General features: G+C 39.7%; 23 protein-coding genes. 19 read left to right on the plus strand and 4 right to left on the minus strand.

What is annotated here, in order from left to right:
- The first annotated feature begins 1 nt into the window (after position 1).
- On the plus strand, positions 2–292 hold the full coding sequence (locus DWW85_RS00100) for a hypothetical protein (protein WP_117807107.1): 291 nt from the start codon (positions 2–4) through the stop codon (positions 290–292).
- A gap of 237 nt (positions 293–529) precedes the next feature.
- Here the strand turns inward: DWW85_RS00100 and DWW85_RS00105 are convergent, their stop codons facing one another.
- Positions 530–1,852, minus strand: a complete 1,323-nt coding sequence (locus DWW85_RS00105; RefSeq protein WP_117807108.1) for a sodium-dependent transporter — start codon at positions 1,850–1,852, stop codon at positions 530–532.
- Positions 1,853–2,081: 229 nt separating this feature from the next.
- Between DWW85_RS00105 and metF the strand changes: the two genes are divergently transcribed.
- From metF to mutY, 7 genes are all read left to right on the plus strand, one after another.
- A complete protein-coding gene (gene metF, locus DWW85_RS00110) occupies positions 2,082–2,951 on the plus strand; it encodes a methylenetetrahydrofolate reductase [NAD(P)H] (protein WP_021943305.1) in 870 nt (289 codons plus the stop codon).
- A gap of 627 nt (positions 2,952–3,578) precedes the next feature.
- On the plus strand, positions 3,579–4,553 hold the full coding sequence (gene bsh / locus DWW85_RS00115; protein ID WP_117807109.1) for a choloylglycine hydrolase: 975 nt from the start codon (positions 3,579–3,581) through the stop codon (positions 4,551–4,553).
- A 73-nt stretch (positions 4,554–4,626) separates the two neighbouring features.
- A complete protein-coding gene (locus DWW85_RS00120; RefSeq protein ID WP_021943307.1) occupies positions 4,627–5,253 on the plus strand; it encodes a metallophosphoesterase in 627 nt (208 codons plus the stop codon).
- A gap of 6 nt (positions 5,254–5,259) precedes the next feature.
- Complete coding sequence (locus DWW85_RS00125; RefSeq protein ID WP_008399828.1) at positions 5,260–5,499, plus strand: hypothetical protein; 240 nt, start codon at positions 5,260–5,262, stop codon at positions 5,497–5,499.
- Between the two features lie 205 nt (positions 5,500–5,704).
- Positions 5,705–6,436 (plus strand): DUF6577 family protein, encoded by a 732-nt coding sequence (locus tag DWW85_RS00130; protein WP_117807110.1) that lies wholly within the window; start codon positions 5,705–5,707, stop codon positions 6,434–6,436.
- 8 nt (positions 6,437–6,444) lie between these two features.
- Positions 6,445–7,485 carry a nucleotidyl transferase AbiEii/AbiGii toxin family protein gene (locus DWW85_RS00135; RefSeq protein WP_117807111.1) on the plus strand — a complete coding sequence of 347 codons (1,041 nt, stop codon included), beginning with the start codon at positions 6,445–6,447 and terminating at the stop codon, positions 7,483–7,485.
- A 134-nt stretch (positions 7,486–7,619) separates the two neighbouring features.
- Positions 7,620–8,672, plus strand: a complete 1,053-nt coding sequence (gene mutY, locus DWW85_RS00140) for an A/G-specific adenine glycosylase (protein ID WP_117807112.1) — start codon at positions 7,620–7,622, stop codon at positions 8,670–8,672.
- Here the strand turns inward: mutY and DWW85_RS00145 are convergent.
- Positions 8,655–9,461 carry a LytTR family DNA-binding domain-containing protein gene (locus DWW85_RS00145; RefSeq protein ID WP_117807113.1) on the minus strand — a complete coding sequence of 269 codons (807 nt, stop codon included), beginning with the start codon at positions 9,459–9,461 and terminating at the stop codon, positions 8,655–8,657. The genes mutY and DWW85_RS00145 overlap by 18 nt on opposite strands.
- Before the next feature lie 450 nt (positions 9,462–9,911).
- On the opposite strand from DWW85_RS00145, the gene DWW85_RS00150 reads away from it, so the two are divergent.
- The 5 genes from DWW85_RS00150 to DWW85_RS00170 all read left to right on the plus strand — a co-directional run bounded on the left by DWW85_RS00150 (position 9,912) and on the right by DWW85_RS00170 (position 14,197).
- Positions 9,912–10,166, plus strand: a complete 255-nt coding sequence (locus DWW85_RS00150; protein WP_021943313.1) for a heavy metal-associated domain-containing protein — start codon at positions 9,912–9,914, stop codon at positions 10,164–10,166.
- A gap of 364 nt (positions 10,167–10,530) precedes the next feature.
- Positions 10,531–10,701 (plus strand): chorismate--pyruvate lyase, encoded by a 171-nt coding sequence (locus DWW85_RS00155; protein WP_117807114.1) that lies wholly within the window; start codon positions 10,531–10,533, stop codon positions 10,699–10,701.
- A 26-nt stretch (positions 10,702–10,727) separates the two neighbouring features.
- Positions 10,728–12,239, plus strand: a complete 1,512-nt coding sequence (locus DWW85_RS00160) for a DUF975 family protein (RefSeq protein ID WP_117807115.1) — start codon at positions 10,728–10,730, stop codon at positions 12,237–12,239.
- A gap of 178 nt (positions 12,240–12,417) precedes the next feature.
- Positions 12,418–12,783, plus strand: a complete 366-nt coding sequence (locus tag DWW85_RS00165) for a BlaI/MecI/CopY family transcriptional regulator (protein ID WP_117807116.1) — start codon at positions 12,418–12,420, stop codon at positions 12,781–12,783.
- A complete protein-coding gene (locus DWW85_RS00170; protein ID WP_021943317.1) occupies positions 12,776–14,197 on the plus strand; it encodes a M56 family metallopeptidase in 1,422 nt (473 codons plus the stop codon). The genes DWW85_RS00165 and DWW85_RS00170 overlap by 8 nt, the downstream gene beginning before the upstream one ends.
- 163 nt (positions 14,198–14,360) lie before the next feature.
- Here the strand turns inward: DWW85_RS00170 and DWW85_RS00175 are convergent, their stop codons facing one another.
- Positions 14,361–15,203, minus strand: coding sequence for an AraC family transcriptional regulator (locus DWW85_RS00175; protein ID WP_117807118.1), 843 nt, complete (start codon positions 15,201–15,203; stop codon positions 14,361–14,363).
- 212 nt (positions 15,204–15,415) lie between these two features.
- Between DWW85_RS00175 and DWW85_RS00180 the strand changes: the two genes are divergently transcribed.
- The 6 genes from DWW85_RS00180 to gtfA all read left to right on the plus strand — a co-directional run bounded on the left by DWW85_RS00180 (position 15,416) and on the right by gtfA (position 23,278).
- Positions 15,416–16,699 (plus strand): extracellular solute-binding protein, encoded by a 1,284-nt coding sequence (locus tag DWW85_RS00180; protein ID WP_117807119.1) that lies wholly within the window; start codon positions 15,416–15,418, stop codon positions 16,697–16,699.
- Between the two features lie 53 nt (positions 16,700–16,752).
- Entirely contained in the window at positions 16,753–17,610 is an 858-nt protein-coding gene (locus DWW85_RS00185; protein ID WP_347470664.1) for a sugar ABC transporter permease, read from the plus strand.
- On the plus strand, positions 17,607–18,491 hold the full coding sequence (locus tag DWW85_RS00190; RefSeq protein ID WP_181986464.1) for a carbohydrate ABC transporter permease: 885 nt from the start codon (positions 17,607–17,609) through the stop codon (positions 18,489–18,491). Before DWW85_RS00185 ends, DWW85_RS00190 begins: the two co-directional genes overlap by 4 nt.
- Positions 18,492–18,506: 15 nt before the next feature.
- Positions 18,507–20,684: an alpha-galactosidase gene (locus DWW85_RS00195; RefSeq protein ID WP_117807120.1), complete on the plus strand. Its 2,178-nt coding sequence runs from the start codon at positions 18,507–18,509 to the stop codon at positions 20,682–20,684.
- 104 nt (positions 20,685–20,788) lie between these two features.
- The gene (locus DWW85_RS00200; protein WP_117807121.1) at positions 20,789–21,616 is read left to right on the plus strand and encodes a zeta toxin family protein; all 828 of its coding nucleotides are present in this window, start codon (positions 20,789–20,791) and stop codon (positions 21,614–21,616) included.
- A gap of 24 nt (positions 21,617–21,640) precedes the next feature.
- Positions 21,641–23,278 carry a sucrose phosphorylase gene (gene gtfA, locus DWW85_RS00205; RefSeq protein WP_117807122.1) on the plus strand — a complete coding sequence of 546 codons (1,638 nt, stop codon included), beginning with the start codon at positions 21,641–21,643 and terminating at the stop codon, positions 23,276–23,278.
- A 401-nt stretch (positions 23,279–23,679) separates the two neighbouring features.
- On the opposite strand, the gene DWW85_RS00210 is transcribed toward gtfA, so the two are convergent.
- Complete coding sequence (locus tag DWW85_RS00210; protein WP_117807123.1) at positions 23,680–24,138, minus strand: DUF2798 domain-containing protein; 459 nt, start codon at positions 24,136–24,138, stop codon at positions 23,680–23,682.
- Positions 24,139–24,223: the final 85 nt, after the last annotated feature.

Below are 24,223 nucleotides of genomic sequence, written 5' to 3' on the forward strand. Positions count from 1 at the left end.
AATGAAACCAAGATCAGAAGCAAGTAAAAACCTATATCAGATGATGCTTGACCGGGGCTATCCGGTGGAATTCTGCGAGGTTATAACACAGAATCTGAATACAGATTTTACAGCCGGTCGTATGATCGGCTATTTGTCACATTATCAGACCCTTCCTATGGAGGAGGTCGTAGATGAGATGCTCGCGATCCTCACAGACCGCAACCGCATCATGCAGAAAAAAGAACTGGAGCGTAACAACGCCAAGTGGAATGAATACCTGGCAAATGGCATTCCTAATGACGAGGAGTAATGCCGAGATTCAGATATTTTATATTTATAATAATACCCCTATTGATATAACATGAACGAGATTTCGTTGTGAGAATGCACATTGCCAGTAAATGCGGGTGCATGTTTGAGCCCAAAGGGCGAGTTTGCACAGGAGCATTTACGAATCAGGCATGTGCATCGAACAGAAATCGTAGTGTGTTATTCAATAGGGGTATTGTTATAAATAGAAGTATCTGAATCTCGCATTATCCCTGTTTTAGCCGATTCCGCCTAATGCGATTCCAAGTATTAAAACCAGAATGCAGATAGGGCAATAGACATATTTACAGATTGGCAGGAATTTGTCTGTGAACTTCTTTTCACGTCCAAGGTTTACCTGCTCCTCTACATATTTCTTACCGCATACCCAGAAAAACATGATTCCGGCAAGTCCTGCACCAAGCGGGCAGATATAGATGGACAGAACATCCATCCAGCCGGATACGATTCCCTGAATACAGATGGATACGATCACGCCGATTCCTGCGATCACACCACAGGATAATTTACGATTTAATCCAAGCTTTTCCTGAATCGTTGCGATCGGAGCTTCGTACAGATTGATCAATGAGGACAAGCCTGCAAAGAATACTGCAACGAAGAAGATCATGGCGATGATATGTCCGCCCGGCATAGATTTGAACAGGGCAGGCAGATAGATGAACATAAGTCCCGGACCACCCTGGTCTAACTGCGCACCGGTCGTTGCCATAACCGGAATGATAACGAGGGCTGCAAGTAACGCAGCGATCGTATCAAATAAAGCAACCTGTCCGGCAGCTTCCGGTATATTTTCTTCGTCCGGCAGATAAGAGCCATAGATCAGTGTCCCATTTCCTGCAACAGACAGGGAGAAAAATGCCTGGCCAAGTGCGTAGATCCATGTCTTTGGATCGGCGAGAACCTTTGGCTCGATCCGAAAGATATATTTATATCCTTCGGCAGCACCCGGCTGGCAGGCGGTATAGATCGCAAGAATGATAAACAGGATAAAGAACAGAGGCATCAGGATCTTATTTGCCTTTTCGATTCCGTTTCCGATACCAAACATCAGAATGATAATGCCGACAGCGAGTGCAATGATCTGCCACAGGTTATTGCCGAATGCAGAAGCGGTTGAGCCAAATGCGGCACCAAAGGATTCTACATTTTCCGGTGCAAGTGTTGAACCGGTAAATGCACCGATCATATATTTTAAGATCCAGCCCATTACGACAGTATAGCCGATCGCCATGGCAAGTGCGCCAAGTACCGGTATAAAACCAAGAAGTTCGCCAAGTTTTTGTTTACCCTTTGTTCCACAGGCATAGCCGAAAGCGTCGACCGGACCGGATTTGGTAGCACGTCCGAAACTCATTTCGCCGATCACACCGGTGAATCCGATCAGGATAACGAATATGAAGTAAGGGATCAGATAAGAGCCTCCGCCATAGAGGGATACTCTGGTTGGGAACATCCAGATATTACCCATGCCGACCGCTGAGCCGATACAGGCGAGGACAAATCCCCATTTGTTGTTAAATGATTCACGTTTTTTCATCTTTTGATAACTCCTCCAAACAAATTACATACCCATATACTATACAGGAAAATGTGGGATTACGCCAGCAAACTTTTCGAAAGTTTTCATGGTATGGCAGAAAAGAATGTTGTTATTGTCATATTATCGTAGAATTTATATAATGAAAAAGGATGAGAAAATTCTCTGGGATGCACGAATTATCCCAACTGCAGATATACAAAAGAGATGAAATGACAGGAGGAAATACATGAAGATAAGAGATATTATAGGGCAGGAGAAAGCAACATTGTCATTTGAGGTTTTTCCACCGAAGAAGGATACAGATTTTGCAAGTGTGGAAGCTGCGGCACTTGGAATTGCGGCATTACGGCCGAGTTATATGAGTGTTACATATGGGGCGGGTGGCAGCACAAAAGGACATACGATCAAGCTTGCAAATGAGATTCAAGAAAAATACGGAGTTCCGACGATTGCGCATCTGACCTGTGTATGCGCAAATAAAGACAGCATCCGGACAGCACTTTCTGAAATGAAAAATGCAGGGATTGAAAATATCCTGGCACTTCGTGGGGATATTCCAAAGAATTATGATGGACAGGTATTTACTGATTTTGCTCACGCATCGGAGCTGGTAAAATTAATAAAAGAGAGCGGAGACTTCTGTGTGGGCGGAGCTTGTTATCCGGAGGTTCATCCGGATTCTGCAAACAAGCAGGATGATATTGCAAACCTGAAAAAGAAAGTGGAAGCGGGATGTGAATATCTGACTACACAGATGTTTTTTGATAACAATATTTTCTTTAATTTCATGTATCGTATCAGAGAAGCTGGGATTGCTGTGCCGGTGATTCCGGGAATTATGCCGATCACGAAGCGGGTTCAGGTGAAAAATGCCGTCAAATTATCCGGCTGCAATGTGCCGGAACGTTTCAAGAATATTGTTGACCGGTTTGGAGATACCGAAGCTGCAATGAAGCAGGCAGGTATTGCTTATGCGACTGATCAGATCATAGATCTTCTGGCAAATGGCGTAAAGCACATTCATGTATATTCCATGAACAAGCCGGAGGTGGCAGCAGGAATTCAGGCAAATCTGTCTGATATTTTGCTGGTTTAAAAGATGTACGATTTTTTGTGCATATAAAACTGTAATATAAAGCCATAAACGGGTTGACTGTATAAAAAATACAGGAAATTCAAAGAAAATCGGAACTTTATAGGACAGAACAAATGTACAGGAGATCGGAATTATGATAAAAGGATATTTTGTAACGGAAGGTTATATGGGATATGTAGATGGAAGATACCAGCTTTTTGCGGATGAAACAGATTATATTGAATACATGGAAGAATAGAATCTGGAAGCGTCATTCTTGCAGAGACATTTCTGTATAATCAGCTACTCACTATATATAACTCGCTGTGGTTTCTATTCCATGCACATGCCTGATTCGTAAATGCTCCTGTGCAACTCGCCTTCGGCTCATACAAGCACTCGCATTTACTGGCAATGTGCATGTCATAACGAAATCCTCGCTGATGTTATATTATAGTGAATAGCTGGTTATACGGAAATGCTTTTGCAAGAATGCCGCTTTTTATAATTCTTTTATAATTGAACCATTGTTTTATGCGAATGCTAATAGTAACATGTGTAGTATATGAAAATAATAAGAATATAATTTTGAACTTGATGAGTGCAAGATTGCAAAATTGAGAAAACAGGAAAGGATGATGGTTATAGATGTGTACAGCAGCGACGTATAAAACGAAGGATTTTTATTTTGGCAGAACGTTAGATTATGAATTTTCTTATGGGGATGAGATTACGGTGGCGCCGAGAAAGTTCCCGTTTGAGTTTCGTCATATGGGAAAGAGGAATTCACATTATGCGATCATTGGCATGGCGCATGTGGCAGGTGGGTATCCGCTTTATTATGATGCGATCAATGAAAAGGGTGTCGGTATGGCGGGACTTAATTTTGTTGGAAATGCAGTTTATCAGGCAGTAGAAGCTGGCAGGGATAATGTTGCGCAGTTTGAATTTATCCCGTGGATACTTGGACAGTGTGCGGATCTGGACGAGGTACGGGCATTGCTTGACCGGATGAATCTGGTCGGAACACCTTTCAGCGAACAGATTCCATCGGCACAGTTACACTGGATCATAGCAGATCGAAATGCTGCGATCACAGTTGAGTGTATGGCGGATGGAATGCATATACATGAGAATCCGGTCGGAGTTCTCACGAACAATCCACCATTTGAGACACAGATGTTTTTATTGAATAATTATCAGGGCTTATCTCCGAAGCAGCCGGAAAATACTTTCGCAGAGCAGCTGCAGTTACAGTCTTACAGCAGGGGCATGGGTGCACTTGGTTTGCCGGGTGATCTGTCGTCAGCGTCACGATTTGCGAAGGTCGCATTTACAAAAATGAATTCGAAATCCGGTGACAGCGAGGCAGAGAGTATCAGCCAGTTCTTCCATATTCTCGGATCGGTCGATCAGCAGCGTGGATGCTGTGAAGTGGCAGATGGCAAATATGAGATCACACTCTATACTTCCTGCTGTAATGCAGATAAAGGAATTTATTATTATACAACATACGACAACCACCAGATCACAGGTGTGGATATGTACCATTGTGATCTGGATGGCTCCGAGCTTTTTAGATATCCACTGGTTCAGGGAGAACAGATCCACTGGATGAATTGATATACCTATTTGGTAGAATGTAAACTGGTGAGAGGAAAAATGTCATAAGGACATTGCGAGGTGAAAACACGGAATGAATTATTATATCAGCGATCTGCATTTCTGCTGTGCCAGTCAGCTTGCAGGCAGCGGAAGCGGATATGATGAGAGAGATTATAAGACACTGGAAGAAATGCATACCGATATGCTTGCCAGATGGAACCGGAAGGTGACAAATGGTGATACGGTCTATATCCTTGGCGACCTCAGTAAGCGGGGAAAAAGTGAAGAATTGATTGCACTCGTTGCGCAGTTAAAAGGACATAAGATTCTTGTGCATGGGAACCATGATGATCTGTCAGATTACAGGCTCCGGCAGTTATTTGAGGAGGTTTGTAATTACAAAGAGATTACAGACAACATTCGAGGAAATGCATATAAGCTGGTGCTTTGTCATTATCCAATCCTGTTCTGGAATGGTCAGCATAGAGGGAATATCCTGTTGTATGGGCATACACACCGATCCCCGGAGGATGTGTTTTTTCAGGACTGCATAAAGCGGCTGAATGAACGCAAGGATCTTCATGAGGAAGACCAGGATTTCCTGGCGATCAATGTCGGTTGTATGCAACCGTATATGAATTATGAGCCACAGTCATTGAAGGAACTGTTAGAAGCAAGAGGAATCGAGATCCCGGAAAAAAAGAAAAAAGGAAGGTAATTTCAGATGAAAAGTACATTAATTAAAGACACAACAAAATCAGAACGAATTGCACTTGTAAAACAGTGGGAGGAAGAAGAAGGCTGTGAGAATTCCGGTATGAATTTGATGGAATATTTCAGAGATTACATTGATGGCAAGAAAGAAATTGCAGAAGTAAATGCTGCATTTCGCACAAATTATGTAGTAGAAACACCGGAAACAGAAGAAAAACCTATGTGTGGTATGGGCGGAAGAAGATTTTAAGTATATAATTATTATTCTTATCAAAATGACCGGAACGGCAAAAAAATAAAAAAATGCTGCTCTGGTCATTGCCTTTTATTATAAAAGATGTTATCCTATTAATGACCATATCGGCAAAAAAATAAAAATTTGCCGAACGAGATAATGAAACGATTAGAAAAAGAGGAAAGGAGGATTCCAATTACAGATTGGATTGTATGGAAGAATGAAAAATATGGATTTATTGATAAGAATACCTGATGGAATAATATCAAGAAAAGAATTGATGAAGCTTGTGATTGAGGTACAACCGGAGTTTCGTGAAGGACAGATGAAGCGATTAATAGAATATTGGATTCGAATGTCAGAGATAGAAAGAGTTGGTCGTGATAAATACAAGAAGTGTACATCAGGAGAACATCTGAAAAAATATACAAATATCTATACAGACAGATCAAAAAAAATAATAGATGAGATGGAGCAGAAATTTCCATTGGTGGATTATAGAATATGGGAACTTCGATGGTTGAATGAATTTTTTAATCATCAGGTAGGATATAATTATATTTTTTTAGAAGTTGAACATACAGGATGTGAATTTGTGTTTGATCAGTTAATAGTTGAAAATAAAAAGGTTCTTTTTAAGCCAAGTGTAGAAGATGTATTGCGTTATGCAACATATGAAACAATATTGCTAGATCGTCTTGTCAGTGAGTCTCCGAAAGGGGAAAGTTCGGCGTATGGTCTTTCACTGGAAAAGCTGGTAGTTGATTTGTTTGCCAATAAAAAATTGAAGCAGATGCTTTCATTTTCTGATTATCCACAGGCCTTGGAAAATATGTTTTCCATGTACAAAATTGATGAAACAAAGTTATTTCGATATGCACGGAGGCGTAATAAAGAAATTGAAATTCGGGATTTTATAAAAGATAACACGAACATACAACTGATTGTATAGGAGATTGGATGCTTACAAAGGATAATTATACATTAGAACATATAAATGAATTGAGAAAAAATAAAAATACGGATACTTTTATTTTAGAGAGAAGCATCTATGCGTTTGGTTTGCTGGAGGCTCTTTGCAAGGTAAAGATGCCGTTTATATTTAAGGGTGGAACCAGTTTAATGTTGTTACTTGAACATCCAAGAAGATTATCGACAGATGTTGATATAATCGTTCCACAAGGAACGGATGTGGAAAGTTATTTGAAGAAAGTAAAAGATGTCTTTCCTTTTGAGAAAGTCGTGCAACAGGAGAGAATTGGAAAAAATGGTATCGCAAAGAAACACTATAAATTTTATTATAAATCTCCAGTGAAAAATGATACTTTGTTTTATATACTTTTAGATATCCTCTTTGAAGAGAATCATTATGCAAGGATTGTAAGAAAACCTATTAAAAATGATCTTTTAAATACACAGGGGGAAGATTTAGAAGTTGTATTGCCATCGGTAGATTGTATTCTGGGTGATAAATTAACAGCATTTGCACCACATACGACGGGTATACCATTGGGAATAGGAAAAGAACTTGAGATAATCAAACAAATGTATGATGTAGCTGCGTTGATCGATGTATTTGATGATTTTGAAGATGTTTATAATTCTTATATGGCTATCGTTGAAACGGAGATAAATTATAGAGGGTTAGATATATCGGCAAATGAGGTATTAATGGATACAATAGATACTGCTGCCTGTATTGCTGGCAGAGGACAGCTCGGTAATGAATATCCAATGTATCTGGCAGGAATAAAAAGTATTTCCACACATATATATGATGAAAGATATTCTGCTGAGAAGGCGGTGCAATCTGCCTGTAAAACAATGTATCTTGCTGCTTGTATTTTGCGAAAATCAAATTTTGAAAAAATTATAGACTGTAATTTATATCTGGATTGTAATATAGGTAAATCAAACTATTCGAAGCTCTCAAAATTACGAAAGTTTAATGCAGAAGCATTTGCGTATGTGGTAAAAACGGTAGAATTGTTGGAAAAATAAAAACATCGAGAGGAGCAATATCCGATGGCAGCAAATAAATGAAAACGGGAAGAAAATGGTAATGCTGTTTTGCAGGATATTGTGATAGAATGATAGAAATAAAATAAAAAAACGCAACAGGATGGAATGAGTTTATGCAAAATGTATATAAGCAGATCGCGGACAATTTGATCGCATGGTATCCGGAGCATGCCAGAGATCTTCCATGGAGAAAAGATAAAGAACCGTATCATGTATGGTTGTCGGAGATCATGCTGCAGCAGACGAGAGTGGAAGCAGTAAAAGAATATTACAGAACGTTTTTGCAGGAGCTTCCGACGATTGAGGCGCTGGCAGAGGTAGATGATGACCGCCTGATGAAACTTTGGGAAGGACTTGGATATTATAACCGTGCAAGAAATCTGAAAAAGGCAGCAGGAGAAGTGGTGATAGAATGGCAGGGAAACTTCCCTGCAGAATACGATGAGATCCTGAGCCTGCCGGGAATCGGAGAATATACGGCGGGAGCAATCGGCTCGATCTGCTTTGATCTGCCCACTCCTGCAGTGGACGGAAATGTCCTCCGGGTATATACCAGAGTGATGGAAGATCCGTCAAATATCGACAAGCAGGCAGTAAAGAAGAAAATCCGGGAGGAACTTCTGCAGGTGTACCGGTATGGACATTGCGATATGCTGACACAGAGTTTGATGGAGGTTGGAGCAACAATCTGTCTGCCAAATGGTGCGCCAAAATGTGAGGTGTGTCCACTACAGGAATTGTGTAAAGCTCATAAGCATGATTCCTGGCAGCAGTATCCGGTTCGTGAAGCAAAGAAGAAACGGAAAGTGGAAGAAAAAGCGGTGCTGATGCTTCGGTATGAAGATAAGGTTGCGATACGGAAGCGGACAGAGAAAGGGTTGTTACATGGATTGTGGGAATTCCCGAATCTTCCCGGAAGCTACAGCACACAGGAGATCCTTTCGTATGTAACGTCAAAAAATCTCCACCCAAAAGAAATCTGGATGGAGACAACATATACACATATTTTTTCCCATGTAGAATGGCATATGAAAGCCTTTTATATGGAATGTATGGAACAGCAGGCGAAAGATCTTCGTTGGGTTACATTAGAAGAGCTGAAGCAGGAGATTGCGATTCCGTCAGCATTTGCACCGTTTAAAGATCTTTTAAATTCCGGTGCCTGATGACCGGGCGTTAATAAAATCCAGAAGCAGACGTTTTACCTGAGTATATTTCTTTTCCGGGATTGGGATTACAAAGCCATCGGACATTGTAAGTTTAAAACGTTCAATTGATGATGCGAAATCAGGATTGATCAAATAACTCTGGTGGCAACGCAGGAAATAATCCGGGAAGCGTTTTTCCAGAGAAAGCAGACTTTCTGTAATCTCGTAGGAATTGGAGGTTGTATGGATATTGGAGTGTCTGCCATGGGATTCTATGTACAGGATCTGATTCCGATTCAGAAAAAGCAGAGATTTATCTGTACCCTTAAACGACAAACGTTCCGAGCGGGATACGCCGGCAAGCGGCATTCCGCGGAATTTGGAATCGTAATGCACCGGATAGATGGTATCTCGTTCATCGTAAGAGATAGCATTTGAGATATGGCAGAGCCGAATCTGAGGAACTCCGTTGTTCATGATCCAGGACAGATGAATCCTCTGATTAACCCGATTCATGCTGTTATCAGGCCATATCGTATCAACCATAAAGAACATAATGATCTCAACTACCCGGTTGCTGGTCGTAGCAAGAGGAGTAATAACCAGATCATGAAGAACAAATTTTAATTCGTGCTGTTCAGACAGAAATGTGTTGACCAGTACTTTTTTTGTGCGAATCACCTGTTTTTCGGCAGGACCGATCCACAGAATATCTTCATGGCATGCATCGAGAAATGGCGTAATGTTGTTGTCATAATATTGTGTCAATATCTCGCCGGAAAGAGAAACAAAATCCTGAATTGTCATGGGGTGCTCCTTTCTTTTTTTCTATTTTAATCAGAACTATATAAAAATACAACCCGCAAATTGGACAGGGTGTGTATGTTTGATTCGATTAGAAGAGGTAAAAAAGATAAAAATAAATGAAATAAATGGCAAATACTATCCGTTTGGTTAGTGTACAAAAAGTGGTGCAGGGTGATATAATTTGACTATGATCGATAATAGATCAGTGCATTTGGGAATTTAGTATAAAGAAAAGAGCGTGAGACCGATGTGGGGATATCGGTGATGACCGGCAGATTAGGGACTGCCGGTTTTTCCTTTTTATACAGCATGATTTTTCAAAAAGTGATTTGTGAAGTAATATCCGATTAAGCGATAATTAATTCTCAATATAATAGAAACAGAATTGACATATACCCATGTGGGGTATATATTAAATGCGACATAATGAATACGAAAGAAGGAATTGAGATGATAAAGACAACTTTAAAAATTGATGGAATGATGTGTGGTATGTGCGAAGCCCACATGAATGATGTGATCCGTAAGAATTTCAAGGTAAAAAAGGTAACTTCTTCTGCCAAGAGCGGGGAAACGGTGATCATCAGCGAGGACAATATCGATACTGAGGCTGCAAAGAAGGCAATCAAGGATATCGGTTATGAGATGCTTTCCGCAACCAGTGAGCCATATGAGAAAAAAGGCTTATTCCATTTTGGCAAGTAGCAAAAATTTCGCAATCAAAATAAACTGTTTATAAGCAGTATAACATTAGACAGATATATCCACTCTGAAAATATCAATGCATTTTCTATTCGATACACATGTCTGATTCACAAATGCTCCTGTGTGAACTCGCCCTTTGGGCTCAGACATACACCCGCATTTGTTGACAATGTGTATCTTATAACGAAAAATGCATTGAATTCTTTTCCGGGTGGATATATTTGTCTAATGATTAAATGTATGCGTACAGGCAGTTTATTTTGATTGCGAAGTTTTTTTGTAAATTTCAAATTGCATATAAAGATAGAATTTTGTCGAAAGAGATAGTATAATCAGGCTAACGCTTTTGATAGGAGATATAGAAATGTTAGTATGTGATTATATTGTAAAACAGATTGATGGAGAATATGCGCATCTGCAGAATCTGGATGGTTCCGAAGAAGATAAGCTGGTTGCAAGAGCCTTGCTGCCGGATGGGATCGCAGAGGGAACGGAGCTGCACTACGAGCTGTTACAGTATGAGATTATACAGTAAGCAGAGCTGGAGGAGAGCATAAGAATATGAACTGGAATCGAAAAGAACTGAGAAAAGGCGCGTGGAACACGGTGTTTAAGCGTGGAACGATGGCGTGGCTTGCACTGGTTGCAGTCTGCTTCATCTTTGCATTTTTAGGTGTCGATGAATTTGCACAGTCGACATTTGTAAATGGGATTGACAAGGCAATCGGACTGGATACTTCGCATGTAGCAAGTAACGTGGAAATCTTAAAAGACTATGCTGTAAATACACCGATTGTAAAGGATGTTCCGTTTATACATTCGGATTTTGTGATCGGACTGATCGATGTTGCTTCCAAGAGTCAGACATGGATCATTAAGCTGTTAGGCGCAAATGCCGCCTATCTGGAACGTAATACCGGAGAAGTGATCATTGCACTTCTATTATCCGCATTTATTATGATGATCGTGCATTTCTTTATTCAGAGTGCAGCCATCGTTGGAAAGAATCGGTATGCGATGGAGTGCCGGTACAGTGATAAAGTATCAATCAACCGTATGTTTGCACCATTTCATTTTAAACATTTATTGAGATTGATCTGGACGATGTTCGTATATAAGGTGGTTCTGTTCTTATGGAATCTTACGATCGTCGGTGGTATATACAAATTCTATCAGTACCGGATGATTCCGTATCTGGTTGCAGAGAATCAGACACTTAGCTGGAAAGAGGCAAAAGCTTTATCCAAAGAAATGACAAATGGATACAAATGGAAGATGTTCGTAACAGATCTGTCATGCATTCCTGTTATGCTGTTAAAGCTTGTTCCGATTGCCGGTCTGTTAGTAGCAGTACCGTTTGATGTAGAGATCGACGTGGAGATGTATTTTCATCTTAGAAAGAGAATAGACAGTGAAGCATTTGTTGAGCGTGCATTTGACGGAGCACCATACTGTAAAGGTATAGAAACTGCTGTGCCGGTATATCTCTTGCAGGATGCAGCAGTAGAAGTACCAAAGGGAATCAAGATCAAGAGTGAATACCGGTTGACGGATTTCATCTTTTTCTTCTTCTCATTCTGTTTTGTCGGCTGGGTGTGGGAGGTTATGCTCCATATCGTCAGAGATCATGAGCTTGTAAATCGTGGAACAATGTATGGACCGTGGCTTCCAATCTATGGTGTCGGAGGTGTCGTTATCATCTTCCTGTTAGACCGATTTAAGGCAGATAAATTGAAATTATTCTTGATGTCTATGGGTATCTGTGGCGTGCTCGAATATATCGCAAGCTGGATCCTGGATTTCTTCTTTAATTCCCACTACTGGAATTATAAGAAATTCTTCCTGAATTTAAATGGAAGGATCTGTCTGGTCGGCTTACTTGCATTTGGCATCGGAAGTCTGTTCGGTGTCTATATCGCGGCGCCGAAGCTCAGCCGCTTTATGCATAAGAAGAGCCGGAAAACACAGATCCTGATCTGTGCTGTCTTAAGCACGGTCTTTATTATCGACCTGATCTGTTGTGCGTTATTTGGCTTCAATGCCGGATCCGGCGTAGGTGGAACTTATAATTAGTAAGGAAAAAACATGTATCTTTTTTATTATAAATAGTTGTTTAGCTGTAGTAATATTACATAATAATTAATAGCTAAAGAATTATCATGGAAAAGGATAGATGTTTTTTTGTTTTATAATTGACATAACGGTCTATGTGATGTAGACTGGTCTATATAATATAGACTGGAGGAAGATAATGGAAACATTAACGGAAACGGAGTATAGATTGATGGTAGTAATCTGGGAAAAACAAAATTTAACATCTATGGAGTTAGTTAATATATGTATGACTAAGTTTGCATGGAAAAAATCAACAACTTATACGATGTTAAAAAAGCTAGAAAAAAAAGGTATGATTAAAAACGATTCTACAGTACTTCAAATATTAGTTTCAAAAAAAGAATATGAAAATCAAGAAAAAAGAAAAGTGATAAAAAAATATTTTAAAAATTCATTGCCGGATTTTTTTGTTGCTTTTGCACATGAAAAAAAACTTAGTAAAGAAGATATAGATGAATTAGAACACATAATTGCTGAATATAAGGAGAATTTGGGTGACTGATATTTTTCGATTTTATGTTGGCTCGTTTCTTTCAACAACAATTATCATAGTGATATTTTTGTTAATAAGATGGTTGTTTCGTAAAAAATCTAATGTACAAATTTGTTTCATTTGGATAATTTTATTATTTAGATTGCTTTTTCCAGTATCTTTAGAAACTGACTGGGGAGTGAGTGATCCAGTTTATGAAGTAGTAAATCATGAGAGCAGAACAATAGACATCAAATCTACTACAGATAATTTAAATGTAGATCAGGAAAATAATGAATTAAGCAATAAAAATAGTAATGATCGTTATGTAAGAAAAAGTGAATGTATATGGTACATAGGAATAGGAATCATGGGATTTTATTACATAATACAGTGTATATTGGTTTATAAAAAAGGAAGAGGGGCTAGATTATTAGAAAATTATAACAATGTCAGAGAATGGAAAGACTCTACAGGAGCATGTGTAATAGGCTTACTGAAACCATGTATTTATCTGCCAAACAATTTACCTGATGACATAAAAAAAGTAATAATATGTCATGAGCAGACACATATTCAACGGCGAGATTATTTGGTTGTTTTTTTATATTATATAGCATTGATGTTAAATTGGTATAATCCTTTGGCGTGGATAGTGTATATTGTGATGCTTCAAGATATAGAATGTGCATGTGATGAACAAGCATTGAGAAATGCAACATTGAATGAAAGAAAAAAGTATGCCTATTCACTGATTCAATTTTATAGTGGAACCTATGAAAGAGATTCATTTAAATATATACTTGGTTTTTCAAAAAAAGCTATAAAAAAGAGGGTGAAAGATATAGGAATTAACAAAAAAAAATCTAAGAAAATTACTATTTTAATATTGGTTTGTTGCTGTGCTATATTGGTAACTGGGGCATGTTTTTATCAGTTGGAAAATTATAAAGAAGAGATGCAGCAGATAGGAGAGAATATAATAGGAAGTGATTTGCCTAAATTTATATATGCAGATGATAACTATGTAGAGTTTTATGATTACCATGGAATATATATATATGATATTCAAAATTCTAATATATATAGATATATAACTTTTTCAGAGATGGGATTGGTTTCACAGATACAAGGAGAAAATGCTATACAGGTGTATGCAGAGCAGAATGGAAGAAAATTATATATTTTATCGGGAAAAAATCAATATGTATATGATATGGGAAAAAACAAAATTAGGCAATATGATAATGCAGTGATTGTAACTAATATGTTTCATTTTGAAAAAAATCTAGAAGATGAAGATAATAGTATTGGTGGCATATATTTATATAATGATAGAAAAATATATTGGTCATATGTTATTGGTGGAACTGGATTATATAAGGATTTGGAGTTGAATATAGAAAAGGGGGGAAAGAAAACAGTTTATACTATATTTAAATAATAAAGTGATATAAGAAAGAGGCTGGATTTGCTTGACAATATAGTTAAGTAAATCCAGCGTTTATTATTTCAGAAAAAGCTTGCGGAAGATCAGTCGGAGAAATGGACCGTAGTAAAAAGCTGCCAGAAGAAAGCAACCGGAAAGTTTAAGATGGGGTTCTATATTAGTGATTCTGGTCCCGCCAGTTTTTTGGGGAGACACCATATATATTTTTAAAAGCTCTTGAGAAATGCAGTTGGTTTGGATAGCCGACTGCATTTCCTATATCTGCAATTGATAATTTAGTCATTTTCAGCAGCTCTGTTGCTTTGGACATCCGATAGTTTATCAGGAATTCCTGTGGCGTTTTGCCAATGGAGTCATGAAAGATCTTTCCCAGATAGCTGCGGTTGATGCCGCAACAGGCAGCTATATCTTCGATAGAGATGTCGTAAGGGAAATTCTGCTCTACGAAGTTTATCGCTTCTTTTATATAGTAATCGCTCATTTTACCGGTTTTTATCATCTGGGTAGAGGCGGTGGAACGGGTGAGTGCATCCAGAAAAAGGTAGGAATGACCGATCAGGTGAAATGGCGGTTCGTTTGGGTGATTGGCAATATAGAGCATTTCGTTCATCATGATTTCCCGGTATTCCTTTGAGGTAGCATGATAGATGGGCTGGTCTTTTGAAAAACCGGCAATGTCCAGTGCTTCTTTTACCCGTAATCCATCAAATTCCAGCCAGGTATATTCCCATGGGTTTGTCTCATCTGCGATATAGGTGCTGATCTGTCCCGGATACAGAAGAAAGCCCTGTCCGCTTTTGATCGAATAATTTCTTGTTTCTCCATTTTTGTCCTGTGCCATTAAAAGTCCGGTTCCGGAGATGACATAATGAAACAGATAGTGGGTTCTGGCAGCCGGACCGAACTGATGGGCCGGTGCACAGCGTTCCCATCCGTACTGGTATAGTCCAAGATCTATAAATTTCTCATTTGGAAATATAGAAAAAAGGTATTCATGCATAAAAAAACCTCCCAAAATTAGAACAAATACACAATATAAACTCTACTGTTTTCTACTATATACCAAAATGCTAGATAAATGCAATAGTGAGACAAAAATAATGCATTTTGGTATAAAACTGGCGTTATTACGATATTTTAACAAGCATTATGATATGTTAGAATGAAAACAACTTAAAAAAGCATATTATAAAAGAAGGGAGAAATGTATTTATGCTAAAAGGGAAAAAACTATTATTTGTACTTACAATGATGACTGGTTTCTGCTTACTGGCGGGGTGTGGCAAGAATAATAAAGACGGAAAAACAGTGATCGAACTGGTACAGTACAAGCCGGAAGCAACCTCTTATTTTGAAGAAGTTGAGGAACGGTTTAATGCCAGTCATGATGATATTGAATTGAAGATCAGTTCTCCGAACGATGCAATGACGGTGTTGAAGACCAGATTTGTTCGTGAAGATAATCCGGATATCATTGGTATTGGCGGTGACATCAATTATTCGAATTTTATTGATGCCGATATGTTGATGGATATTTCTGATTTTGATGGACTGGCAGATATAAAGGAAAATTATCTGACCATCTGTGAGAATCTGAAATTTATTCCAACAGAAGGAACATACAGTGTTCCATATGTGGCAAATGCTGCCGGTATCCTGTACAACCGGGATATGTTTGAGGAGCATGGATGGACGATCCCGGAAACATGGGATGAGCTTCTTGCATTATGCGATGAGATTGAAGCAGAAGGAATTCTTCCGTTTTATATGGGCTACAAGGATACATGGACCTGTCTTTCTCCATGGAACAGTGCAGTAGCTTCATTGACATCTTCGACCGTATGTAAGGATGTTAATAAGGGAGAAACGACATTTTCCGATCAGTATGTTCAGGTTGCGGAAGAAATGAAAACCCTGCTTCAGTATGGAGAAGCCAATCCGGTTGCATATTCTTATAATGATGCTTGTACAGCATTTGCAAAAGGTGAGTCAGCAATGTATATGATCGGAAGCTATGCTGTACCACAGATCCAGTCAGTAAATCCGGATATCAATATTGATTCATTTGTATTCCCGGCTTCTAACAATAAGGATGACATGGTTCTGACATCCGGTGTAGATCTTCAGTTCTGCGTGATGGAAGACTGTCCGAATAAGGAAGCAGCCTATGAAGTCCTCCGTTTCCTGTTAGAGGATGAAAATGTACAGGACTATACAGACAATCAGAACGCAGTACCTTGTAAGAAAGGTGATTTCAAGCTTGCATCTATGTTAGACGGTATGCAGGAATATCTGGACAACGGAATCGTAACTGATTATCAGGATCATTTTTATCCATCTGAGATGGCAGTAGATGCATTGATTCAGACTTATCTGTTAGATGGAGATACAGAAGCGTTTTTGAAGAAATTTGATACGGAATGGAAACGGTACAATCGTGACCTGATCACAAAGGTTCGCAAATATGAGCAGGAGCATTCCGGAGAGGAGGAATAGAAATGGATACAAAAAAGACAGAAGATATGAAGTTTGTTAAAAAGAAAAAGAAAATGTCCGGGAAATCCAGAACATTTATGTTGATCACAATTCCTATCGTAGCATTGTTCTTTACATTCAACACATTGCCTTTGATTCAGGGTGCGATTTACAGCTTTACCAATTTCCGTGGGTATGGCAGCTATGAGTGGGTTGGTTTTCGAAACTATATTGATCTTTTTCATGATGCCAGAGTTGGTTCATCCTATCTGTTTACATTTAAGCTGGCTATAGTAACGACGATCATCGTAAATGTTGTCAGCCTGATCCTTGCGATGGCATTAAACAGCAAGATACGTTTTAAGAGCGGTCTGCGTGGACTGTATTTCCTGCCAAATATCTTAGGCGGTCTGGTTGTTGGTTATATTTTTAACTATTTCTTTACTTATATTCTGCCACAGATTGCAATCATGCTTGGTTTTGAGGGAAACAGTATGCTGGCAAGTTCTAAAACGGCCTGGCTTGCAATCGCAGTAGTATGTGCATGGCAGTCAATCGCGATGAATACGATCATTTATATATCCGGTCTTCAGACAGTTCCGGAAGATGTATACGAAGCAGGATCTTTAGATGGTGCAACCGGATTTGCAAAATTCCGTTATCTGACATTCCCACTGATCCTTCCGTTTTTTACAATTAATGTAGTCCTTTGCATGAAGAACTTCCTGATGGTATTTGACCAGATCATGTCGTTGACAAAGGGTGGTCCTGCGCAGAGCACAGAATCCATTTCCTACCTGATCTACAACAATGGTATGAGTGGCGGACAGTTTGGATTCCAGAGTGCAAATGCAGTCGTGTTCTTTATAGTAATCGTTGTGATATCTGTATTACAGATGCGTTTCCTGGGTAAGAAGGAGGAACAGTTATGAAAAAATCGCAGAGACAGATCAGAAAAGAATATAAAGAAAAGGGGATTAAGACAGGAAAAGAACGATATAATATCGGGGTTACGATTCTGTTGATCCTTGGTCTTGTAACCATCCTGTTCCCATTATATATGACGGTTATGATCGCATTTAAGCAGCCATCTGAGATGACAAATGATATCCATGGAATCTTATCTCTTCCGCAGCACTGGAGTCTGAGTAATTTTAAGGAAGCTATGGAGGTAACAGATTTCTGGCATTCTCTCGGTAACAGTTTATTTATCACACTGGCAACTATCGCATTATCGATCGTAATACATTCCCTGATTGGTTATGTACTTGGACGAAGCAAGAAAAAGAATCGGATCTATAATGGAATTTATCTTTATCTTGTCAGTGGTATGTTCGTGCCATTTGCTATTTTGATGATGCCGCTTGTAAAACAGACAGCAAAAATGGGATTGGCAAATATGATTGGTGTGGTATTACTTTATACAGTATTTTATCTTCCGATGAACACAATGTTATATGCAGGATATCTGAATAATCTTCCGCTTGAACTGGAAGAGGCAGCTTGTGTTGACGGAGCCACTACATGGACGACTTACTGGAAGATCATCTTCCCGAATATGAAACCAATGCATGCAACGGTTGCGATCCTTACAGCCCTTGGCACATGGAATGACGTTATGACACCGCTTGTAATTATGTCCGGTGATCAGAATACACTTCCGCTTGCGCAGCTGAATTTCCAGACTCAGTTTGGAACAAATTACAATCTGGCTTTTGCATCTTATCTGTTAGCGTTACTTCCGATTCTGATCTTCTATATTATTTGTCAGAAACATATCATATCAGGTGTGGCAAACGGAGCAGTAAAATAAAAGGAGACTTAATTTATGGCTATTATATATAACAAAGAGAAAAGAATATTTTCTCTCCATACGGAACATACAACTTATCAGATGATGGCCGATACACATGATTATTTGCTTCATCTGTATTACGGAAAACGCTTGGATTCGGAAATGGATTATATACTGACTTACTATGATCGAGGTTTTTCAGGAAATCCATATGATCTTGGAAACGATCGTACTTATTCCCTAGATGCACTTCCTCAGGAATTCCCTGTTCTTGGAACCGGTGATTACAGAACAACGGCAGGAAAGATCCGTGAAGCAAATGGCTGTATGGCACTTGATCTTCGCTATACAGGATATCAGATTCAGGATGGTAAGTATGATCTCCCGGGACTTCCGGCAGCACATTCTGAAGCTGCACAGACTCTGTGCATATATCTGAAGGACGAAAGAGTCGGTGTAGAGGTAACATTATTATATGGCGTATTACCTGACTGCGATGTAATAACCAGAAGTGTAAAAGTTACAAATGTCGGAAAGAATGAAATCTATCTGGAGAAGCTTTCCAGCGCATGTCTTGATCTTTTGTATGGAGATTATGATGTACTGACATTTTATGGCCGGCATGCAATGGAACGGAATATGCAGCGAACACCGGTAACACATGGCAGACAGGTAATCGGAAGTAATCGTGGTACGTCCGGACATCAGTATAATCCATATATGATCCTTGCGGAACATGGCACAACAGAGACCGCCGGAGCCTGTTATGGTGTATCACTGGTGTACAGTGGAAGCTTTGAAGGAAGCGTAGAATTAGATCAGTTTGATCAGATCCGTCTGGTTATGGGTCTTCAGGAGGATTTCTTTTCCTATCAATTAAAGCCGGAGCAGACATTTTATGCCCCAGAAGCAGTTCTGTCATATTCAGCGTATGGAATGGAACAGCTATCCAATCAGATGCATCATTTGGTGAGAGAGCATATCTGTCGCGGGAAATATAAAGATCAGATCCGTCCGGTTCTTGTAAATAGCTGGGAAGCCTGTTATTTTGATTTTAATGGTGAAGCGATCGTTAATCTTGCGGAGCAGGCTGCAGCACTTGGTGTAGAGCTTCTGGTCATGGATGATGGCTGGTTTGGCACAAGAGATGATGACAATTCATCCCTTGGTGACTGGATTGTAAATGAAGATAAGCTGGGCTGTTCTCTTACGGAGCTGACAAAACGGGTTCATGACAAAGGTGTTCAGTTTGGTATCTGGATAGAGCCGGAGATGGTTTCAGAAAACAGTGATCTTTACAGAAAACATCCGGAGTGGGCAATTCAGGTTCCCGGTAAACATCCGGTACACGGCAGAAATCAGCTTGTACTTGATTTTGCAAATCCGGAGGTGGTGGATCATATCTATGAACAGATTGCAGCTGTCCTCAGGCAGGGCGATATCAATTATGTGAAATGGGATATGAATCGAAGCTTATGTGATATATATTCCGACAGTATGGTATGGCAGGGAAATGTAATGTATGACTATATGCTTGGTGTATATGACCTGCTGGAACGCCTGACGCAGGCATTTCCGGATATGTTATGGGAAGGCTGCTCCGGCGGTGGCGGAAGGTTTGATATGGGTATGTTGTATTATACACCACAGATATGGTGCAGTGATAATACAGATGCCGTTGATCGTATCCGTATCCAGTATGGTACATCGTTTGCTTATCCTTTATCAACGATGGGAGCCCACGTATCTGCGGTGCCGAATCATCAGACTGGCAGAGTGACGGACATGAAGACCAGAGGTGTGGTTGCCATGACAGGTGCATTCGGATATGAACTGGATCTTGGAAAGTTATCTGAGGAAGATAAGACGGCAGTCCGTGAACAGATCAAAACCTATCATGAAGCAGCACCGGTTATTTTAAAAGGGGATTATTACAGATTAAGTAATCCGTTTGAGGCGGAATATGGAGCATGGATGTCTGTCGATGAAGAAAAAAAACATGCAGTTGTAGGTGCTGTTTTATTAAATACACATGGTAATCATCCTGTATTTTATATTCGATTGAGAGGGCTTGCGCCGGAACGTTCCTATCGGGATAAGAAAACAGGTACTGTTTATTCAGGAGCTGCTTTGATGGAGCTCGGTATGCCGTTTACGGTAGTATCCGGTAATTATCCAAGCTATCAGATCCTGCTTGATGCAGTAGAATAAGAATAAATAGGACTCCCCGGTTTCTGTTTGCAGAGATCGGGGAGTTTGGCAAAAACAATAGAATAAAAGATATATAAGATGATCAGAAATGAGGTGACGGACAGATGGATACGAAAGAAATTACAGTATCGGATCTGGCACAGGAACAGATCAAAAACGCAGAACGATTATTTCCGTTGATCCGGAAAAAAACAGAGGAAAGAAAAGAGAAAAAAACAGTCATATCGGTATCCGGAGGTTCTGGTGTTGGTAAGACCGGAATGGCTTTCTTACTTCAAAATATGTTTGAAAAACAGGGAAAGAAATCACTTATTATAAGCGGGGACAATTATCCGCATCGGATTCCCATGTATAATGATGCAGAACGAATTGCGAGATTTCGTATGTCCGGGTTAAATGGACTTATAACTGAAAGGCTATATACAGATGAAGTAAAAGAAAAACTATTAGAGCTTCAAAAAGCCGGAAGGGATGCAGAAGAACAGGAGGACATGCAGTGGTTATCCATATATCAGAAGTATGGAGACAAGGCTCTTACAGACTATCTGGGTACGGATCAGGAACTGGATTATGAAGCTATATCGAATCTTCTCATGCAGTTTCATGGAGGAACCTCACAACTGCTGCTACGTCATATGGGAAGAACCCCGGATGATATCTGGTATGATCGCAGGGATGTATCAGATACAGATATTCTGATCCTTGAATGGACACATGGAAACAGTGCATACCTGCAGGGGGTGGATGTATCTGTTGTATTGATCAGTACGCCGGAAGAAACACTTGAAAACCGAAAGAAGAGGAATCGTGACACTGCCATTGACAGTCCATTTGTAGCCAGAGTATTAAGAATTGAGCAGAAAAAGATTAATGATGGACTGGATCGGGCAGATATCATTCAGGATATGCATGGCAGGATTTATACGGAATAGTAAGGGAACAGGAGGTTATAGAATATGAGGAAAACAGAGATAGAAGAAACAAATATGACAGATATAAATAAAATTGAAAATGGTCCAATGCTGAATCTGTATCCGGACAGTCTTGGCGGAGATCTGGAAGCTGTTGCGGATTTATTTGAAAAAGATGGATTTGCAGATGCATTTTCCTCAATGTATATACTACCGAGTATTTACCATTCTGATCTGGATCGTGGTTTTTCTGTAATCGACTACGATCTTGAGGAAACATTTCATTCTGAAAAGGCACTATTACGGTTAGGCAGACAGAATATTGATCTGAAGCTGGATTTTGTGTTAAACCATGCATCTGTGCAGTCACCACAGTTTCAGGATCTGTTGGAGAAGGGCAGTCGATCGGAATATCGTGACTTTTTTATTAACTGGAATACATTCTGGGAAAACTGTGGAGAAATGACAGAAGATGGCTATATACAACCGGAACAGAAGTATCTGGATCCAATGTTCTTCCGCAAACCGGGATTACCTCTGTTGATGGTGGAAATGGCAGATGGCAGTCGGATTCCATACTGGAATACGTTTTATCAGGAGATTCGGGATACTGAGGATTATCATACCAGATATTTGGGACAAATGGATCTCAATATTAAATCAGAAAAGGTCTGGGACTTTTACCGTGAAACCATAAAAAAACTGGCAGGTTACGGAGCGAAGATAATCCGTCTGGATGCATTTGCATATGCCCCAAAAGCACCGGGACGTGCCAATTTCTTAAATGAACCGGAAACATGGGAATTTCTTGAACAGATCCATAAGCTTGCACAACCATATGGAATCCGCCTTCTTCCGGAGATTCATGCCGGATATAAAGAGAAAAAGTATAAGCTGATAGCAGAGAAGGGATATCTGACGTATGACTTTTTCCTTCCGGGATTGATCCTGGATGCTCTTTACAGAGGCGATGGCACTTATCTGGAGCAATGGGCAAAGGAACAGATAAAAGAGAATATTCATACTGTGAATATGCTTGGATGCCATGATGGAATACCGGTACTGGATCTTACTGGATTGTTGCCGGACGACAGGATTGAAGATTTGATCCGGCTGCTTGTGGATTGGGGTGGTTTTGTAAAGGATCTTCATGGTAATAAAAAGATGTATTATCAGGTAAATACGACTTATTATAATGCACTTGGCGAAAATGAGCAGGCTTTGTTATTAGCCAGAGCATTACAGATATTTATGCCGGGAAAACCTCAGGTCTGGTATCTGGATCTGTTTGCCGGATCTAATGATTATGAGGCAGTGAAGCGTGCGGGTGCAGGTGGACATAAAGAGATCAACCGGACGAATCTTTCACAAAAAGATATAGAGTCAAGACTTGAAAAGAAAGTCGTAAAAAAGCAGCTTGAAATGTTGAAATTCCGGAAAGAATTTCCGGCATTTGGATTTGATGCGGAAATGACAATCCGTACAAAGCCTGCAGCGCAGATCTCTGCTCAGGCAGAAAATGCTTTGCATTTTGCAGAACTACCGGCGGACCAGATGTATAACCGTATTTATATCATCTGGAAAAAGGACGGTTATCTTGCCCGTCTGTCCGCAGATCTCAAAGCCCATACCTATCGGATTCAGGCTCTTGATCCATCCGGTAACCTGGTCTGGCAGTCGTAATGTGTAAATCCCCTCCGACAGGCACCCGTATTTACTGGCAATATGCAGCTCACAACGAAATCTTCGCAAATGTCATAGTTAGAAAACGTCTGATGACCATATAAGAAATACAGGTAAAACGTTACGCATATAACCATCTGTCGGAGGGGATTCTTTAATTTCATAATATAAATAATGGATTCGAGTGATCCGGGCAGGCTGGCACTTCCTACATATGATATTAGCGTATTTTCGTTATGAGGTTTGCACTGGCTATCAGCATTAAGCCCATGTTTGAGTCCGTAAGGACGAGTTTGGGCGACTGCTGATGAATAAGCGTGCGAACCGAATAGAAAATAAAGCGGATCATATGTAGGAAGTGCCAGCCTGCCGGATCACTCGAATTCATTGTTTATGCAGACTTATTTCTCTGGAAAAAGCTTGCGGAAGATCAGACGGATAAATGGACCGCAGTAAAAAAGCTGCCAGAAGAAAGCTATCGGGAAGTTTAAGAAGGTGGTCTGGAGCCACACGGCTGCAAACTGACGACCGGCATGCTTGAATAAAATAGTGGCAACAAGGCTCATGCAAGGACACATAATGCAGATGATCATGGTAGAAATTGCAAGCGTGATGATGATCGGGCGGTCATCCGGCTTCACGAAGCGGAATGCAAGAGCATGTGCAGCCTTATCTACAAACAGGAATTCAAGTAAAAAGGCAACCGGCCACATGATGATAAGCTCATGAAAGGCGGCTAAGAAAACGGAGTTTGACATTCCACCCGTGTTTAGGGAAATGTTGTAGCAGATCATGGCATAGACCATAAGAAAAGACATCATTAATGTGAAAACAATGTTTTGAAATAAAGTTTTTGGCATAAAATAAATCTCCTTTTTGATAAATAATCTGAATAAATGCAGAACCAAAACTGCAAATATCTTAAAAATAAGCACAAAAAAGACA

It is taken from the genome of Clostridium sp. AF17-21AC (assembly GCF_003461365.1).
Taxonomy (GTDB): Bacteria; Bacillota; Clostridia; order Lachnospirales; family Lachnospiraceae; genus Coprococcus; species Coprococcus ammoniilyticus.

Excerpts from the sequence above, each read along its gene's own strand:
- DWW85_RS00200 (WP_117807121.1), top strand. The coding sequence starts at position 20,789 with ATGGATACGAAAGAAATTACAGTATCGGATCTGGCACAGGAACAGATC.
- DWW85_RS00120 (WP_021943307.1), top strand. The coding sequence starts at position 4,627 with ATGAATTATTATATCAGCGATCTGCATTTCTGCTGTGCCAGTCAGCTT.
- DWW85_RS00210 (WP_117807123.1), bottom strand. The coding sequence starts at position 24,138 with ATGCCAAAAACTTTATTTCAAAACATTGTTTTCACATTAATGATGTCT.
- DWW85_RS00195 (WP_117807120.1), top strand. The coding sequence starts at position 18,507 with ATGGCTATTATATATAACAAAGAGAAAAGAATATTTTCTCTCCATACG.
- DWW85_RS00100 (WP_117807107.1), top strand. The coding sequence starts at position 2 with ATGAAACCAAGATCAGAAGCAAGTAAAAACCTATATCAGATGATGCTT.
- DWW85_RS00190 (WP_181986464.1), top strand. The coding sequence starts at position 17,607 with ATGAAAAAATCGCAGAGACAGATCAGAAAAGAATATAAAGAAAAGGGG.
- bsh (WP_117807109.1), top strand. The coding sequence starts at position 3,579 with ATGTGTACAGCAGCGACGTATAAAACGAAGGATTTTTATTTTGGCAGA.
- DWW85_RS00175 (WP_117807118.1), bottom strand. The coding sequence starts at position 15,203 with ATGCATGAATACCTTTTTTCTATATTTCCAAATGAGAAATTTATAGAT.
- DWW85_RS00145 (WP_117807113.1), bottom strand. The coding sequence starts at position 9,461 with ATGACAATTCAGGATTTTGTTTCTCTTTCCGGCGAGATATTGACACAA.
- metF (WP_021943305.1), top strand. The coding sequence starts at position 2,082 with ATGAAGATAAGAGATATTATAGGGCAGGAGAAAGCAACATTGTCATTT.
- DWW85_RS00185 (WP_347470664.1), top strand. The coding sequence starts at position 16,753 with ATGTCCGGGAAATCCAGAACATTTATGTTGATCACAATTCCTATCGTA.
- mutY (WP_117807112.1), top strand. The coding sequence starts at position 7,620 with ATGCAAAATGTATATAAGCAGATCGCGGACAATTTGATCGCATGGTAT.
- DWW85_RS00150 (WP_021943313.1), top strand. The coding sequence starts at position 9,912 with ATGATAAAGACAACTTTAAAAATTGATGGAATGATGTGTGGTATGTGC.
- DWW85_RS00155 (WP_117807114.1), top strand. The coding sequence starts at position 10,531 with ATGTTAGTATGTGATTATATTGTAAAACAGATTGATGGAGAATATGCG.
- gtfA (WP_117807122.1), top strand. The coding sequence starts at position 21,641 with ATGAGGAAAACAGAGATAGAAGAAACAAATATGACAGATATAAATAAA.
- DWW85_RS00135 (WP_117807111.1), top strand. The coding sequence starts at position 6,445 with ATGCTTACAAAGGATAATTATACATTAGAACATATAAATGAATTGAGA.
- DWW85_RS00105 (WP_117807108.1), bottom strand. The coding sequence starts at position 1,852 with ATGAAAAAACGTGAATCATTTAACAACAAATGGGGATTTGTCCTCGCC.
- DWW85_RS00125 (WP_008399828.1), top strand. The coding sequence starts at position 5,260 with ATGAAAAGTACATTAATTAAAGACACAACAAAATCAGAACGAATTGCA.
- DWW85_RS00165 (WP_117807116.1), top strand. The coding sequence starts at position 12,418 with ATGGAAACATTAACGGAAACGGAGTATAGATTGATGGTAGTAATCTGG.
- DWW85_RS00130 (WP_117807110.1), top strand. The coding sequence starts at position 5,705 with ATGAAAAATATGGATTTATTGATAAGAATACCTGATGGAATAATATCA.
- DWW85_RS00160 (WP_117807115.1), top strand. The coding sequence starts at position 10,728 with ATGAACTGGAATCGAAAAGAACTGAGAAAAGGCGCGTGGAACACGGTG.
- DWW85_RS00180 (WP_117807119.1), top strand. The coding sequence starts at position 15,416 with ATGCTAAAAGGGAAAAAACTATTATTTGTACTTACAATGATGACTGGT.